Source organism: Brachybacterium phenoliresistens (assembly GCF_039530785.1).
GTDB lineage: Bacteria > Actinomycetota > Actinomycetes > Actinomycetales > Dermabacteraceae > Brachybacterium > Brachybacterium phenoliresistens.
The window spans coordinates 23239-38700 of sequence record NZ_BAAAOW010000007.1 but is presented as its reverse complement, the minus strand read 5'-3'; the positions used below and the strand labels follow the sequence as shown (position 1 = coordinate 38700).

Below are 15462 nucleotides of genomic sequence, written 5' to 3'. Positions count from 1 at the left end.
GCCCAGGGAGGCACCAGATGACCGTCGAGACCAGGCCGTCCGCGGGGACACCCGCCGGCAGCGAGGACGCCCGCGCCGCCGCCGCGGAGAGCCTCGAGGACTACACCCTCCGCTTCGCCCCGCGCTCCTACCGGACCTGGGGGCCCGGCGTCGTGGCCACCAGCGCGCTGGGCGGCATCGCCTACCTCGCCGACTTCTCCATCGGCGCGAACATCGGCCTCGCGCACGGCACCGTCAACGGGATCCTCGGCATCCTCGTGGCCGCCGGGATCATCTTCCTCACCGGCTTCCCGCTGGCGTACTACGCGGCCCGCTACAACCTGGACCTGGACCTCATCACCCGCGGGGCGGGCTTCGGGTACTACGGCTCGGTCATCACCAACGTCATCTTCGCGACGTTCACCTTCATCTTCTTCGCCCTCGAGGGCTCGATCATGGCGCAGGGCCTGTACCTGGGCCTGGGCATCCCGCGCTGGCTGGGCTACCTCATCTCCACGGTGCTCATCTTCCCGCTGGTCATCTACGGCATGAAGGCCCTCGCGAAGCTGCAGGTCGCCACCACCCCCGTGTGGCTGGTGCTCATGGTCATCCCCGTGGCCTACCTCGTGATCTCCCACCCCGACTCGGTGGGCACCTTCCTCGCCTTCGAGGGCGAGGGCGGCGGGGGCGTCAGCTTCGCCTCCGCGATGCTCGCCGCGGGCGTGTGCCTCTCGCTCATCGCCCAGATCGCCGAGCAGATCGACTACCTGCGCTTCATGCCGCCCCGCACCCCGCAGAACCGCCGAGCCTGGTGGACCGCGACCATCCTCGGCGGGCCCGGCTGGGTCGTCTTCGGCGCGATCAAGCAGATCCTCGGCATGTTCCTGGCGATCTACCTCGTCGCCAACGTCCCCGGCGCCCGCGAGTTCGCCAACGAGCCCGTCCAGCAGTTCCTGGCCACCTACGAGCAGCTCATGCCGGCCTGGCTGGCGCTGACCCTGGCGGTGATCCTGGTGGTCATCTCGCAGGTGAAGATCAACGTCACCAACGCCTACTCCGGCTCGCTGGCCTGGACGAACTCCTTCACCCGCGTGACCCGCCGCTACCCGGGACGCCTCGTGTTCCTGGGCGTGAACCTGGGCATCGCCCTGGTGCTCATGGAGGCGAACATGTTCGACTTCCTCAACAGCATCCTGTCGTTCTACGCGAACCTCGCCATGTCGTGGATCTGCGTGGTCGCCACCGACATCGTCATCAACAAGCACCTCCTGAAGCTCTCCCCGAAGAAGCCCGAGTTCCGCCGCGGGATGCTCTACGACTGGAACCCGGTGGGCGTGGTCTCGCTGGTTCTCTCCGGCGGGTTCTCGATCGCGATCTTCTTCGGCGCCTTCGGTGCGGCCGTCCAGCCGTTCTCGCCGCTGTTCGCGGTGGGCATCGCCCTGGTCGCCACCCCGCTGATGGCGATCATCACCCAGGGCCGCTACTACCTGCGCCGCACCGACGACGGCATCGACGTGCCGATGTACGACGAGCACGGCAACCCCTCGGGCGAGACCCTCACCTGCCACGTCACCGGCATGGACTTCGAGCGCCCCGACATGATCGCCTCCGCGCAGACCGGGCCCGACGGGGAGCCGCTGTACCTCAGCTCCCTGGCCCTGTCCACGGACCGCACGGGCGAGCACGTCCTGCCGGCCCAGCGGTGAACGCCCGATGCACCTGAGCCCGGCCGATGTCGAGAAGCTCCTGCTGGCGGTCGCGGGGAACGTGGCCCGCGACCGCCTGGAGCGGGGAGTGCTGCTGAACCATCCCGAGGCCGTCGCCCTGCTCAGCTGCTGGGTGATCGAGCGGGCCCGCGAGGGCCGCGCCGTCGAGGACCTCATGGTCGCCGGCCGCGAGGTCCTCGCCCGCGAGCAGGTCATGGAGGGCGTCCCCGAGATGCTCGCCGACGTGCAGGTCGAGGCCACCTTCCCCGACGGGCGCAAGCTCGTCACCATCCACCACCCGATCTCCTAGGAGGCCCCCGTGGCAGGAATCCGCACAGAGGGCCCCGGCGCGATCCGGGTCCGCCCCGGCACCCGTGTGCTCAACGAGCGCGAGGACCCCGCCGACCGCGGCAGCCTGGTCCTCGAGAACACCGGCGACCGTCCCGTGCAGATCGGCTCCCACCTGCATCTGGCCGATGCCAACCCGGCGCTGGCCATGGACCGCGAGGCCGCCACCGGCTTCCGCCTCGACGTCCCCTCCGGCACCTCGGTGCGCTTCGAGCCGGGCGCCTCCCGCCGCGTCGACGTGGTCGCGCTCGCCGGCGCCCGCCGCGTCCCCGGCATCCAGCGCGGGAAGGACCAGGCCTGATGGCGCGCCTGGACGCCGAGCGCTACGCCGCGCTGTACGGGCCCACCACCGGGGACCAGGTGCGCCTGGGCGACACCGACCTGTGGATCGAGATCGAGCAGGACCTGACCTTCGGCGGGGAGGAGGCCGTCTTCGGCGGCGGCAAGTCGATCCGCGAGTCGATGGCCCAGGGCGTGACCACCCGCGAGGGCGGCGCCCCCGACACCGTCATCACCAACGCCATCGTGCTCGACTGGTGGGGCATCGTCCGGGCCGACGTCGGCCTGCGCGAGGGCCGCATCGTGGCGCTGGGCCGGGCGGGCAATCCCGACGTGGCCGACGGGGTGCACCCGGACCTGCGCATCGGCCCCTCGACCGACGTGATCTCGGGGGAGGGGCGGATCCTCACCGCCGGCGGCTTCGACTCCCACGTCCACCTGCTCTCGCCGTCCCCGCTGCACGAGGCCCTGGCCACCGGCATCACCACCATCGCCGGCGGCGGCACCGGGCCCTCCGAGGGCTCCAAGGCCACTACCGTCACCCCCGGCGCCTGGCACCTGGGCCGGATCCTGCAGGCCCTGGACAACGTGCCGATGAACGTGCTGCTGCTGGGCAAGGGCAACACGGTCAGCGCGCAGGGCCTGGCCGAGCAGGCGCTCGGCGGCGCGGCCGGGTACAAGGTCCACGAGGACTGGGGGTCCACGCCCGCGGCCATCGACGCCGCCCTGCGCGCGGCCGAGGAGCACGGGCTGCAGGTCGCCCTGCACTCGGACTCCCTGAACGAGGCCGGATTCGTGGAGTCGACCATCGACGCGATCGGCGGGCGCAGCATCCACGCCTTCCACGTGGAGGGCGCCGGCGGTGGCCACGCCCCGGACATCCTGTCCATCGCCGCGCTCGCGCACATCATCCCCGGCTCGACCAACCCGACGCTCCCGCACACCGTGAACACCGTCGCCGAGCACCTCGACATGCTCATGGTCTGCCACCACCTCAACCCCGCCGTGCCGGAGGACCTCGCCTTCGCCGAGTCCCGGATCCGCGCCAGCACCATCGCCGCGGAGGATCTCCTGCACGACATGGGGGCGCTGTCCATCACCAGCTCGGACGCGCAGGCCATGGGCCGGATCGGCGAGGTGATCACCCGCACCTGGCAGGTCGCCCACGTCATGAAGCACCGCATCGGCGATCTCGGCGAGAGCCTCCCGGCGGACAACGAGCGGGCCCGCCGCTACGTCGCGAAGTACACCATCAACCCGGCGGTCGCCCACGGCGTCGACGCGCACCTGGGCTCGGTCGAGGCCGGGAAGATGGCCGACCTGGTGCTCTGGGACCCCCGCTTCTTCGGGGTGCGGCCGGACCTCGTGATCAAGGGCGGCACCATCGCCTGGGCGGCGCTCGGGGACCCGAACGCCTCCATCCCGACTCCGCAGCCCGTGCTCATGCGGCCCGCCTTCGGCGACGCGATCGGCGCGCGGACCTCCGTCTCCTTCGTGGCCCCCGCCGCCGTGGACGCCGGGCTGCGCGAGCAGCTGGGGCTGCAGCGGGAGCTGCTCCCGGTCGCCCCCACCCGGGCGGTGACCAAGGCCGACATGCGCAACAACGACACCCTGCCGCGCATCGACATCCGCCCCGACACCTTCGAGATCTCCATCGACGGCGAGAACGTCGAGCCCGCCCCCGCCGCCCGCCTGCCGCTGGCCCAGCTGTACCAGATGTTCTGAGCCGATGCCCCCGACCGCCGTCCCCTCCGTCTCGCTGGCCATGCTGCTGGCGGACTCCCGCCTGCCCGTGGGCGCGCACGTGGTCTCCGGCGCCCTCGAGGCGGCGCTGCTCGACGGCCTGCCCCGGGAGCAGGTCGGCGCCTACATGCGCGCCCGCATGGCCACGATCGTGCAGGTCGAGGCCGGGACCTCGGTCGTCGCCCGGCAGGCGGCGGCCCTCGCACGCGCGGCCCGCGGCACCGGCGCGCCCGGTGAGGACGGCCCCGGTGGGGACGGCCCTGGTGGGGACGGCCTCGGGGCGGCGGCGCTCGCGGAGGTCGCCCGGGCCTGGGAGGCCCGCACCCCGGCGCGTCCGCAGCGGGAGATCGGGATCGCGCTCGGCGACGGGCTGGCCCGCCTGGCCCGCACCGTGTGGCCCGAGGCCTTCCCCGCCCGCGCCGGAAGGGGGCCGCACCTGCCGCGGCCCGTGGTCCTCGGGGCCATCGCCGCGCACGCGGGCCTCACCGCCGTCGACCTGGTGCGCCTGGTCGCCTACGACGACGCGCAGACCGTCGCCTCGGCCCTGCTCAAGCTCGAACCGGGCGATCCGCTGGCCGCGGCGGGCCTGGTGCTCGAGGCCTGCGCCGCGCTCGAGCCGAGCGTCCCCGAGCTGTCCCGCCTGACCTCGCCGGCGGCGATCCCCGCCGCCGGCGCCCCGCAGATCGAGGAGTGGGCCACCGCCCAGTCCGTGCTCCCCAGGAGGCTGTTCCGTGCCTGATACCCCGCACACCCACCCCCACCGCTCGCTGCGCCTCGGCGTCGCCGGCCCCGTCGGCACCGGGAAGAGCTCGCTCATCGCGACCCTCTGCCGGGCCCTCGCCGCGGAGATCGAGATCGGCGTGATCACCAACGACATCTACACCGACGAGGACGCGCGCTTCCTGCGCTCCGCCGGGGTGCTCGACCCGGCGCGGATCCGCGCCGTCGAGACCGGGGCCTGCCCCCACACCGCGATCCGCGACGACGTCACCGCCAACCTCGCCGCCGTCGAGGAGATGGAGGAGGAGTTCTCGCCGCTGGACCTGGTGCTCGTCGAGTCCGGCGGGGACAACCTCACCGCGACCTTCTCCCCGGCCCTCGTGGACGCGCAGATCTTCGTCCTCGACGTCGCCGGCGGCGGCGACGTGGCCCGCAAGGGCGGCCCCGGCATCGCCCGCGCCGACCTGCTCGTGGTCAACAAGACCGACCTCGCCCCCTATGTCGGCGTGGACGTCGCGCAGATGGTGGCCGATGCCGAGTCCGCGCGCGAGGGCGCCCCCGTCCTCGCCCTGTCCCGCAGCGACGCCGCGTCCGTCGCCGCGCTGCGCAGCTGGCTGCTGGGGCTCCTCGCCGCCCACCGCGACGGCGCCCACGAGCCTCAGGACCCGGGCCCGATGGCTCCGCACTTCCACGCCGAGGACGAGGAGCACGACCACTCCCACGGCGCGTCCCACGACCACGCCCACGGTCACGACCATCCGCACGACCACGACCATCCGCACGAGCCCGTGCCCGCCGGGAGCGGGGCGTGATCAGCGTCCTCGCGCACCCTCGGGGCGTGCGCACCCGGCCGGGGCTGCTGCAGCCCCGACTGGTCTCCCGCCGCGGGCACCGCGCGCACGTGGCGCTCGTCGCCGGCGGGGCGCTGCTCATCGGCGGGGACGAGATCTCGGTGGAGATCGCCGTCGAGGCGGGCTGCACGCTGCGCCTGGAGGACATCGGCGGGACCGTCGCCTACCCGTCCCGCGGGGAGGCCAGCCGCTTCGACGTGCGGATCGCGCTGGGGGAGGGGGCCCGCCTGGTGTGGGAGTCGCATCCCTTCGTCGTCGCCGAGGGCGCCGATGTGCGGCGCCGCACCGAGGTGGTGCTCGGCGCCGGCGCGGCGCTGTGCCTGCGCGAGACCCTCGTGCTGGGCCGCACCGGCGAGCAGGGCGGGAGGCTGCGCACCCTGCTGCAGGTCCACCAGGAGGACGGCGTGCCCGTGCTCGTCGAGGACCTGGCCCTCGACGGCCTCGCGCCGCGGCCCGGGATCCTCGGGGACGCGAGCGTGCTGGACACCGTGCTGGTGGCAGGACTGCGCCCCGGCCCCGCGGCCGGGGCCGGGACGGATGCCGGCGGCGGCGCGGGTCCCGGCGGCGGCGTGGGTCCCGGCGGGCGGGCAGGGGCCGATGCCCCCGCGGGCGTCACCGTCCTCGAGCTCGCCCGCCCCGGAGCGCTCGCGCGCAGCCGCGGCCGCGCCACCCACGACAGCGCCGTCGCCCCCGTCTGGGCGGCGTGGTCGCAGGAGGTCGCCGCATGAGCGACATCGCCGCCGCCCGCGCCCTGCTGGAGGAGCTGCCCGACGCCGAGTCGCTCGCCGCCCGCCTGTCGATCCTCTCCGACCCGCGCCGCCTGCGGATCCTCTTCTGCATCGACGCGCACCCGGGCATCCGCAGCACGGACATCGCCGCCGCGATCCGCGCCAACGGATCCACCACCTCCCACGCCCTGGCGGTGCTGCGCGAGTCCGGCTGGGTCCGGGCCGAGCGCCGCGGACGCGAGGTCCGCTACCACCTGCAGGACCCCCTCGCCCACGAGATCCTCCACCGGGTCGGGGCGCGGCCCGGCGGCCCCGCGGCCTCCCGCGACCCTGCCCCGTGACCGCGCTGCTGACGCCCCGGGCCGATCCGCTCGGGGTGCGCGCCCGCTCGCGCGCCGCCGGCGGCCGGATCCTCGCCCTCGCCCTCCTGCTGGTCCTCAGCGCGATCGTCTGCGTGGGCATCGGCCCGCTGGTGATCGCCCCCGGCACCGTCCTCGCCGTCGTCCTGCACCACCTGGGCCTCCCCGTCCCGGTGACCTGGTCGCCAGCGCAGGACTCGATCGTCTGGGACGTGCGCGTGCCGCGGGTGCTGCTGGGCGCCGCGGTCGGCGCCGGGCTCGCCGTGAGCGGCGCGGCCCTGCAGGCGATGGTGCGCAACCTGCTGGCCGATCCGTACGTGCTCGGCGTGTCCGGGGGCGCGTCCACCGGCGCGGCCGCCGCGATCCTGCTCGGCGCCGGCTCCGCGGTGCTGGGCCAGTACGCCCAGTCCGTGCTCGCCTTCGCCGGGGCCCTCGGATCGGCGCTGCTGGTGCTGGCGATCTCCCGGGCCGGCGGGGTGGTCACCTCGCTGCGGCTGCTCATCGCCGGGGTCGCCGTCGGGTACGCGCTGAGCGCCGTGACCAACCTGATGATCTTCTCCTCGGACTCCGCCGAGGGATCCCGCTCGGTGATGTTCTGGATGCTCGGCTCCCTCGCGCTCGCCCGATGGGACGCGTTCCTGCTGGTCGTCGCCGTGGCCGTGGCCGGGGCGAGCCTCGCCCTCACCGCCTGCTCCGGCGTCCTGGACGCCCTCGGCGCCGGGGACGAGACCGCCACGGCGCTGGGCATCGACGCCGCCCGGGCCCGGATCGCGCTGCTGATCGGCGTATCGCTGTGCACGGCCGCGTCCGTCGCCGCGAGCGGCAGCATCGGCTTCGTGGGCCTGGTCGTCCCGCACCTGGCCCGCCGCCTCGTCGGCGCCGCGCACGCCCGGCTCGTGCCCGCCGCCGCACTGCTCGGCGCCCTATTCCTGCTCTGGGCCGATGTCCTCTCCCGCGTCGTCCTGCAGCCGCGGGAGCTGCCCATCGGCGTGATCACCGCGATCATCGGCGCCCCGTTCCTGCTCGCCCTCGTCCGCCGCCACCTCGCCCGGTGACGTGCGACCCCGCCCCGGAAGGACCGTCCATGCGACGCCGCACCCTCGCCCTGTTCGCCCCCGCCCTCCTCGCCGCCCCGGCGCTGAGCGCCTGCGGACGCGCCGCCGGCACCGCGGGGACGCCGGGCGCAGCGCCCGCGGGGGAGGGCGCGACCGTCTACCCGCGGCAGATCGCCAACTGCGAGGCCGAGCTGCTCGTGCCCGCGATCCCGCAGCGGGTGCTGCTGCTCGAGAGCGCCTCGGTGACGATCCTCGACGCGCTCGGCGTGCTGCCCGCCGTGATCGGCCGCGCCGGGTCCTTCCCCGCCGGCTACTACGCCCCGGACCTCGCGGCGCGGATCGCGGAGATCCCCGCGCTCTCGGAGGACATCGACGCCTCCGGCCATCTCATGATCTCCGCGGAGATGGTCATCGCCCAGAGCCCCGACCTCGTGCTCGGGCTGCCCGACGGCCTCACCCGCGAGGGCCTCGCCGACGCGGGCGCGCAGGTGCTCATCCCCGAGGCGTACTGCACCGCCGGCGAGCCCGCCTCGCTCGACGACCTCGGGGCCCAGATCTCCGTGTACGGGGAGATCTTCGACCGGCCGGGCCGGGCTGCGGAGGTCTGGGAGCAGCTCTCCGCCCGCATCGCCGACGCCCGCGAGCGCGCCGCGGCGCTGCCCCGGCGCACCGCGGCGGTGCTGTACCCGTCCGTGGGAGGCGGCCCGCTGTACGCCTACGGCGCCGCCTCCATGGCGACGCCGCAGCTCGCGGCGGCCGGGCTGGACAACGTGTTCGCGGCATCGGCCGAGAGGGTCTTCGAGGTCGGGGCGGAGGCCCTGCTCGCGGCGGACCCGGACGTGCTGATCCTGCTGCACCAGGGGCAGGAGGACGCCGCCGTGATCGACGAGGTCCGCGCCGTCGCGGGCCTGGACGCGCTGGCCGCCCTCGCCGCCGGCGCCGTGCTGCCGATGCTGTTCAACTTCACCGAGCCCGCCTCCCCGCTGATCGTCGACGGGCTCACGAGGATCCTCGACCTGCGCGAAGGGCTGCCCGCATGATCCGCGCCCGCGGCCTGAGCCACGCCTACGGCGCCCGGCGCGTGCTCCACGACGTCGACCTCGACGTCGCCCCCGGGAGGGTGCTCGGCCTCATCGGGCCCAACGGCAGCGGCAAGACGACCCTGCTGCGCTGCCTGTACGGCGCGATCGCCCCGCAGGCGGGCACCGTGCAGCTCGACGGGCAGGACCTCTCCCGCCTCGCCCCGCGGGAGCGGGCCCGGCGGGTGGCCGTCGTCGCGCAGGACGACAGCGGGGAGCTGCCGATGACGGTCGCCGAGGTCGCCCTGCTGGGCCGCATCCCGCACCGCGGGCCCCTGCAGCGCCTGCACGAGGAGGACCTGGACCTCGCGGCCCGGGCGCTCGAGCAGGTCGGCGCCCTGCACCTGGCGCAGCGCCCCGTCGCCGAGCTCTCCGGAGGGGAGCGCCAGCGGGTGCTCATCGCCCGCGCCGTCGTCCAGCAGGGCCAGGTGCTGCTGATGGACGAGCCGACCAACCACCTGGACATCGGATCCCAGCACGCGGTCCTGCGGATCGTGCGGGACCTGGGGCTGACGACGGTCCTCGTGCTGCACGACCTGAACCTCGCCGCCCGCTACTGCGACGAGGTGGCGCTGCTGGTGGACGGGCGGGTGCGCGCCCACGGCGCCCCGGACGAGGTGCTCCGGCCCGGGCTGGTGGGCGGCATCTACGGGACCGACGCCGAGCTGCGCCGCGCCGAGGACGGCGTGCCCCAGCTGCTGTTCCGCGGCCCGGCCGACGGAGCCCGGCCCGGTCCCGCTCCCGGCCCTGCCCGCGGGGTCGCCCGCAGTGGCACGATGGGGCCATGAGCGAATCCGCCCCCACCGAGAACCGCGTCGTCACCGCCTCCGGCGAGGTCGCCGCCCCCGCCGCCGAGATCTTCGAGCTCATCGCCGACCCCGCCCAGCAGCCCCGCTGGGACGGCAACGACAACCTCGGCTCCGCCGAGGAGGGCCAGCGCGTGCGCGCGGTGGGCGATTCCTTCTTCGTCACCCTCACCAAGGGCACCCTGCGCGAGAACCACGTCGTCGAGTTCGAGGAGGGCCGCCTGATCGCCTGGAAGCCCGCGCCCGACGGCTGGGAGCCCGGCCACCTGTGGCGCTGGCGCCTGACCGACCTGGGGAACGGCCGCACCCGGGTCGAGCACACCTACGACTGGACGCAGCTCGAGGACCCGGCCCGCCTGGAGCGCGCCCGCGGCACCACCGAGGCGAACCTGCTCGCCTCGATCGAGAGGCTGACGGCGCTCGCGGAGAGCTCATGAGCACCGGGTCGCCCGGCGGGAGCGGGCCGGGCGGGCAGGGCGCGCGCCCCGAGCGCATCGGCCCGCCCATGACCGAGGAGCAGAAGCGGATCGAAGGCGCCCTCGAGGCGGCCATCGCCCGCGGGGACTTCGACGACCTGCCCGGGGCGGGGGAGCCCCTGGCCCTGCCCTCCACCCACGACCCGGACTGGTGGATCAAGCAGCGCCTGGCGGAGGACGACGTCGACCGCGACGCCCTGCTGCCCGTGGTCGTGCTGCTGCGCCGCGAGCACGAGGGCATGGACGACACCCTCGCCGCGCTGCAGACCGAGGCGCAGGTGCGCGAGTACCTCGAGGACTTCAACGCGCGGGTCCGCGCCGACCGCGCCGCGAACCCGCTGGCCCGCATGCTCGCCCCCGAGGTGGAGGTCGAGGAGCGGGTCGCCGCCTGGCGGGAGGCCCACCGGGAGCCCGAGCCTCCCGCCCCGGAGCCGGCGGATCCCGCCCCCCGGCGCCGCCGCTGGTGGCCCTTCGGATCGTAGACTTCTCCCATGTCCCGTCCCCGTCTCGTCGCCTCCGACCTGGACGGCACCCTGCTGGGCCGCGACGGGATGATCACCGAGCGCACCGCCCGCGCCTGGCGCGACCTGTGGCAGGCGCGGATCCGCACCGTGATCGTCACCGCCCGCCCGCCGCGCTGGGTCGACCATCTCGCGGCGATCACCGGGGACCACGGCATCGTCATCTGCGGCAACGGGGCGTTCCTCTACGACGTCGCGCACCGGCGGATCCTCGAGACCCACGGCATGGCGCCGGCCCTCGTCCACGAGCTGGTCGCGGACCTGCGCGCCATCGACGGCGTCAGCTTCTCCGCCGAGCTCGCCGACGGGTTCCACCGCGAGGACGCCTATCCCGCCGGCACCCCGGACGGCATCCCGGAGATCGGCCTGGAGCGCATCGGACCGCTGCAGGACATCGGCGCCCCCGTCGGCAAGCTGCTGGCCCGGGCCCCGCACCGCCCGGCGGAGGAGTTCCTGGAGGAGGTCGCCGCGATCATCGGCGACCGCGCCCTGCTCTCGCGATCGTGCACCGGCGGGCTCGCCGAGATCGGCCCGGCGGACATGACCAAGGCGCGGGCGCTGGAGACCTGGTGCGGCCAGCTCGGGATCGACGCCTCCGAGGTGTGGGCCTTCGGGGACATGCCCAACGACATCCCCATGCTGAGCTGGGCCGGGACCGGCTGGGCGGTCGCCAACGCCCACGAGGACGTGCTCGCGGTCGCCGACCGCGTCTGCGGCCGGCACGACGAGGACGGCGTCGCCGGGGCGCTGGAGAATCTCCTGGCGGAGGTCCCCGCCGCCTCCTAGGCTGGCCGGCATGCACCTCGAGAACATCGTCATCGACGCCGTGGACCCGGGCCGGCTGGGCCGCTTCTGGCAGGCGGCCCTGGGCACCGAGCAGCTCACCGACATGCCCGAGGGGTTCGAGACCCGCCTGCACCTGGACGGGGACGCGTACCTCGATCTCTGCTTCCCGCGCGTCCCCGAGCGCCCGACCGAGCCGCAGCGCCTGCACCTGGACCTGTGGGATGCGGGAGACCAGGCCGGGACGGCGCAGCGGCTGCGGGACCTGGGCGCCGGCGACCTGGACATCGGCCAGGGGGATGCGCCGTGGATCGTGCTCGGCGACGCCGAGGGCAACCCCTTCTGCGTGCTCGAGCACCGCGACGCCTTCGTGCGCACCGGCCCCATCGCGAGCCTGCCGCTGGACACCGCCGACCCGGACGCCGCCGCCGAGTTCTGGGGCTGGCTGACCGGCTGGGCCGATGCGGACGGGTACGCCCCGCGCAGCCTGCGCCACCCCAGCGGCAGCGGCCCGCTGCTGGAGATGTGCCCCGAGCCCCGCCCCAAGCCCGCCGGCTCCAAGAACCGCATGCACCTGGACATCCGCCTCGAGACCGGGGACGACGTCGACGCGATCGCCGAGGAGATCCTCGCCCGCGGCGGCGCCGAGCCGGACCGCGGCTGGGGCGAGCTGCCCTGGCGCACCTTCACCGATCCCTCCGGCAACGAGCTCTGCCTGCTGCGGGCCTACGATGCGTGACTTCGAGGAGCTCGTCGCCGAGGCCGAGGCCGCCGACGTCACCGGCTGGGGCTTCGCCTTCCTCGACGGCCGGGCCACCGAGGAGCGGCCCCCGTGGGGCTACGCCCACCTCCTCGCCGAGCACCTCGCGCAGGTCTCCTCCGCCCTGGACCTGGACACCGGCGGCGGGGAGGTCCTGGACGAGGCGCCCGTGCTGCCCGCGCACATGGTCGCCACCGAGGCCTGGGAGCCCAACGCCGCCCGGGCCCGGGAGCGGCTCGAGCCGCGGGGAGTGCGCATCGTCGAGAGCACGCGGTCGCTCCACGATCGCAGCTTCGAGCTGATCTCCTCGCGCCATCCGATCGCCCCGGACTTCCCCGAGATCCATCGCCTGCTGCACCCCGGCGGGAGGTACGTCGCCCAGCACGTCGGCCCCGGATCCTGCTTCGGGCTCACCGAGCACTTCCTGGGGCCGCAGCCGGATGCGCGCCGCGGCCGCGACCCGCGCGACGAGGCCGCCGCGGCGGAGGCCGCCGGCCTCGTCATCGACGAGCTGCGCACCGCGACCTGCCGGATCACCTACACCGACGTCGGCGCGATCGTCTGGATCCTGCGCAAGTGCCCCTGGTGGGTGCCCGGCTTCACCGCCTCCGCCTACGAGCCGCAGCTGCGGGAGCTGGACGCCCGGATGCGGGCCGGGGAGCCCTTCCGGGACGTCTCCACCCGCCACCTCATCCGGGCGCACCGCCCGCGGCACTGAGCGCCTCCCGGGTCCGCGAGACCAGGGCGAGCACCTGCTCGGCGGCGGGTGCCAGGCGGTCCGGGCCGATGGCCGCCAGGGCCGCAACGGCCTGCGCCGAGAACTCCACGGGGCCGATGCCGCCCCGCGCACGGCCCGCGTCGCGGAGCCCTCGGCCGATGCCCCCGGGCCCCGTATCCAGGGCGGCGACGGAGGGCACCAGGCCCTTCTCGTTCGTCGCCCAGCTGCCGGCCGCCGCATGCCAGGCGTGCGCTGCCAGCATGAGCGCGGCCGCGCAGCCCATCTGCACGTAGGCGACATCGTCCTTGGCGGCGCCCTTGGCCGCCCCCGCCGCGAGGAACTCGGCCGACCACAGGTTCTCGATCATCGCCGACCGTAGCGCCGGCGGGTACGGGTCCAGGCCCCGTCGCAGCTCCGGCACCAGCAGGTCGGGATCCACCAGCGGCACGCAGGTCGCCGCCTCCCCGGCGTAGGCGACGTCGAGGAAGCCCAGCGGATGCCCCATCTGCTGATGGAAGGCGAAGCGGCCCGCGACGGCCCGGTCCCGCTGCGCCGCGACCCGGCGCACATCGCGGAGGATCAGGTCCACGGCCATGCCGTCCACCCGCAGCCAGGCCCCGCCGTCCACCCAGGGGCCCCAGCCCCCGGGCCCGGCGACCTCGACCTCGGAACCGGTGATCCGGCCCGCGATCGCGGCCAGCGCGGCGACGTCCAGGTGCGCGGCGTCGTAGTACAGCCCCAGGTCGAGGTCCGAGCCGGGGTGGTGGGTGCCGCGCGCGCGGCTCCCGCCGAGGACGACGGCGCGCACCCCGGGGGCGGCCGCGACCTCCTGGGCGATCTCCTGGATGCGGTCGTCGGCGAGCATGGGGCCTCCTGGGGTCGGGCGGTCTCGGGTCAGGACGGTCGCGGCGGCGCGGTCACCGGGCTGCGCGGCCGGCGGGCACGGCGGCGCCGAGGATCATCGGGGCTCCTGGGCGGTGCGGGCGGCGGCGATCCACTCCTCGGCATCGGCCGCGGCGGGGTCGGCGCCGTGCGCGCGCAGCCAGGTGCACACGTTCTCGCAGTCCCGGCGCAGGAAGGTCTGCCCCGAGGTGTTGACGACGAGGTCCACGACCTGCGGCACGTCGATCACCACCGGGTCGTGCCGGTCCCCGCGCGGGTCCACGAGGATGTTGTACGGGGACAGGTCGCCGTGGGCGAGGCCCAGCGCCGCGAGGTCCACCACGAAGGAGCGCAGGTCCTCGGCCCAGTGCGTGGCGGTCTGCGGATCCGGTCGGGTCTCCTGCAGCCGCGGGGCGGCGGTGCCGTCCTCGGTGCCGATGAACTCCATGAGCAGCTCCGTGCCGAGGATCTGCACCGGATAGGGCACGGCCAGGCCCGCGCTCCACAGGCGGGTGAGGACGTCGAACTCGGCGCGCGCCCAGCGGCCGGCGGCGGCCTGCCGGCCGAACGCGGTGCCCTTGGCCATGGCGCGGGCCTCGCGGGAGTCCTTCACCCGGCGGCCCTGGGTGTACTCGTGGGAGCGGTGGAAGCTGGTGTGCTCGGGGGAGCGGTATCGCTTGGCGACCAGCAGCGCGGCCTCGCCGGGGGCGCCGGTGCGCTCGTGCTCGGGCAGGGCCCGCTCCAGCAGGAAGGCATCGGCCTCCTTGCCGGTCTTGAGCACGCCGAGCTCGGTGTCGATCGCGCCCTCGTGCTGCACGATCCAGTCGGGGAAGGGCTGCGGGCCGCGGTCCACGGTGTGGGCCGTCTCCGGCCAGGTGGACCAGCGCTGGTCGTCGTCGAGGTCGTCGACGTCGCCGGTGGCCAGGGAGAGGGCGTAGAAGGTGTCCCAGTCGAAGGACGAGGTCATGGGGTCTCCAGAGGGGGAGGGGCCCTGTCAGCGGGCCCGAGCGGAAGGGAGGACGGCAGGGGAGAGCGCGGTGACGGCCATCGGGTCCTCCTTCCCTCGGTGCGAGCTGATGACGGGAGGCTACGCACCCTCCCGCTGTTCGCGCGAGCGAATTACGCCAGGAGCTCGTGCAGGCGGCGGCGGGCCCGCTCCCGCGCGGAGTCCGCCGGCACCCGGGCGGGTTCGATGAGCACGCTGACGGCGAGGCCGTCGGCGAGAGCCAGGATCTCGCTCGCGCAGTCCTGCGCCGCGGCCCAGGAGCGCTCGGGCCGCGCCTGCGCGAACAGCTCCGCGAGCCCGCGGTGCACGCGGCCCCAGACCCGGCGGTACTGCGCGGCGACGTCGGCGTCCACGGCGGCCTGGGCGGCGAAGGCGAGCCACACCCGGGCGGGGATGGAATCCGGCGAGGAGGGCACGAGCAGGGAGACGAGGCTCTCCAGCCGGTCGGCGGGGGCCTCGGGCAGGTCCGCCTCCAGGGCGCCGGCCGTCTCCTCGACCACGGACATCGCGGCGGTGATCATCGCGGAGCGCGAGGGGAAGTGGTGCTGCACCGTGCCGATGGCGACTCCGGACCGCGCGGCCACGGCCCGCACGCTCAGGCCGCCGATCCCCGACGAGGCGACGATCTCGACGATGCTGCGCTGGATCGATTCCCGGGACATG

At 74.9% G+C, this 15462-nt stretch carries 19 protein-coding genes; 16 read left to right on the top strand and 3 right to left on the bottom strand.

The genetic code is table 11. The features are described 5' to 3' along the window. The first annotated feature begins 17 nt into the window (after positions 1 to 17). The 16 genes from ABD234_RS14225 to ABD234_RS14150 are packed head-to-tail and all read left to right on the top strand — an operon-like array spanning position 18 to position 12911. Entirely contained in the window at positions 18 to 1685 is a 1668-nt protein-coding gene (locus tag ABD234_RS14225) for a purine-cytosine permease family protein (RefSeq protein ID WP_344357452.1), read from the top strand. A 7-nt stretch (positions 1686 to 1692) separates the two neighbouring features. After that, the gene (locus ABD234_RS14220) at positions 1693 to 1995 is read left to right on the top strand and encodes an urease subunit gamma (RefSeq protein WP_038372127.1); all 303 of its coding nucleotides are present in this window, start codon (positions 1693 to 1695) and stop codon (positions 1993 to 1995) included. Positions 1996 to 2004: 9 nt separating this feature from the next. After that, positions 2005 to 2334, top strand: a complete 330-nt coding sequence (gene ureB, locus ABD234_RS14215) for an urease subunit beta (RefSeq protein ID WP_344357448.1) — start codon at positions 2005 to 2007, stop codon at positions 2332 to 2334. After that, positions 2334 to 4037, top strand: a complete 1704-nt coding sequence (locus tag ABD234_RS14210) for an urease subunit alpha (protein ID WP_344357445.1) — start codon at positions 2334 to 2336, stop codon at positions 4035 to 4037. Before ureB ends, ABD234_RS14210 begins: the two co-directional genes overlap by 1 nt. Before the next feature lie 4 nt (positions 4038 to 4041). After that, positions 4042 to 4794 carry an urease accessory UreF family protein gene (locus ABD234_RS14205; RefSeq protein WP_344357442.1) on the top strand — a complete coding sequence of 251 codons (753 nt, stop codon included), beginning with the start codon at positions 4042 to 4044 and terminating at the stop codon, positions 4792 to 4794. After that, a complete protein-coding gene (gene ureG / locus ABD234_RS14200) occupies positions 4787 to 5587 on the top strand; it encodes an urease accessory protein UreG (RefSeq protein WP_344357439.1) in 801 nt (266 codons plus the stop codon). Before ABD234_RS14205 ends, ureG begins: the two co-directional genes overlap by 8 nt. 26 nt (positions 5588 to 5613) lie before the next feature. Further along, the gene (locus ABD234_RS14195; protein ID WP_344357436.1) at positions 5614 to 6354 is read left to right on the top strand and encodes an urease accessory protein UreD; all 741 of its coding nucleotides are present in this window, start codon (positions 5614 to 5616) and stop codon (positions 6352 to 6354) included. Then, entirely contained in the window at positions 6351 to 6695 is a 345-nt protein-coding gene (locus tag ABD234_RS14190) for an ArsR/SmtB family transcription factor (protein WP_344357434.1), read from the top strand. The genes ABD234_RS14195 and ABD234_RS14190 overlap by 4 nt, the downstream gene beginning before the upstream one ends. Then, a complete protein-coding gene (locus ABD234_RS14185; RefSeq protein WP_344357431.1) occupies positions 6692 to 7768 on the top strand; it encodes a FecCD family ABC transporter permease in 1077 nt (358 codons plus the stop codon). The genes ABD234_RS14190 and ABD234_RS14185 overlap by 4 nt, the downstream gene beginning before the upstream one ends. A gap of 29 nt (positions 7769 to 7797) precedes the next feature. Beyond that, positions 7798 to 8808: an ABC transporter substrate-binding protein gene (locus ABD234_RS14180; RefSeq protein ID WP_344357428.1), complete on the top strand. Its 1011-nt coding sequence runs from the start codon at positions 7798 to 7800 to the stop codon at positions 8806 to 8808. Continuing rightward, positions 8805 to 9635: an ABC transporter ATP-binding protein gene (locus ABD234_RS14175; protein ID WP_344357425.1), complete on the top strand. Its 831-nt coding sequence runs from the start codon at positions 8805 to 8807 to the stop codon at positions 9633 to 9635. The genes ABD234_RS14180 and ABD234_RS14175 overlap by 4 nt, the downstream gene beginning before the upstream one ends. Next, complete coding sequence (locus tag ABD234_RS14170) at positions 9632 to 10090, top strand: SRPBCC family protein (RefSeq protein ID WP_038374568.1); 459 nt, start codon at positions 9632 to 9634, stop codon at positions 10088 to 10090. The genes ABD234_RS14175 and ABD234_RS14170 overlap by 4 nt, the downstream gene beginning before the upstream one ends. After that, positions 10087 to 10611 carry a DnaJ family domain-containing protein gene (locus ABD234_RS14165; protein ID WP_344357421.1) on the top strand — a complete coding sequence of 175 codons (525 nt, stop codon included), beginning with the start codon at positions 10087 to 10089 and terminating at the stop codon, positions 10609 to 10611. The genes ABD234_RS14170 and ABD234_RS14165 overlap by 4 nt, the downstream gene beginning before the upstream one ends. Positions 10612 to 10620: 9 nt before the next feature. Then, positions 10621 to 11436 (top strand): HAD family hydrolase, encoded by an 816-nt coding sequence (locus ABD234_RS14160; protein WP_344357418.1) that lies wholly within the window; start codon positions 10621 to 10623, stop codon positions 11434 to 11436. Positions 11437 to 11446: 10 nt separating this feature from the next. Then, positions 11447 to 12172, top strand: coding sequence for a VOC family protein (locus ABD234_RS14155; RefSeq protein WP_344357416.1), 726 nt, complete (start codon positions 11447 to 11449; stop codon positions 12170 to 12172). After that, on the top strand, positions 12165 to 12911 hold the full coding sequence (locus ABD234_RS14150) for a class I SAM-dependent methyltransferase (protein WP_344357413.1): 747 nt from the start codon (positions 12165 to 12167) through the stop codon (positions 12909 to 12911). Before ABD234_RS14155 ends, ABD234_RS14150 begins: the two co-directional genes overlap by 8 nt. Here ABD234_RS14150 and ABD234_RS14145 read toward each other — a convergent pair. The 3 genes from ABD234_RS14145 to ABD234_RS14135 all read right to left on the bottom strand — a co-directional run bounded on the left by ABD234_RS14145 (position 12883) and on the right by ABD234_RS14135 (position 15461). Continuing rightward, positions 12883 to 13776, bottom strand: coding sequence for a nucleotidyltransferase domain-containing protein (locus ABD234_RS14145; protein ID WP_344357410.1), 894 nt, complete (start codon positions 13774 to 13776; stop codon positions 12883 to 12885). The genes ABD234_RS14150 and ABD234_RS14145 overlap by 29 nt on opposite strands. A 93-nt stretch (positions 13777 to 13869) precedes the next feature. Beyond that, complete coding sequence (locus ABD234_RS14140) at positions 13870 to 14760, bottom strand: serine protein kinase RIO (RefSeq protein WP_344357407.1); 891 nt, start codon at positions 14758 to 14760, stop codon at positions 13870 to 13872. Positions 14761 to 14912: 152 nt separating this feature from the next. After that, the gene (locus ABD234_RS14135; RefSeq protein WP_038374576.1) at positions 14913 to 15461 is read right to left on the bottom strand and encodes a TetR/AcrR family transcriptional regulator; all 549 of its coding nucleotides are present in this window, start codon (positions 15459 to 15461) and stop codon (positions 14913 to 14915) included. Position 15462 lies beyond the last annotated feature (1 nt).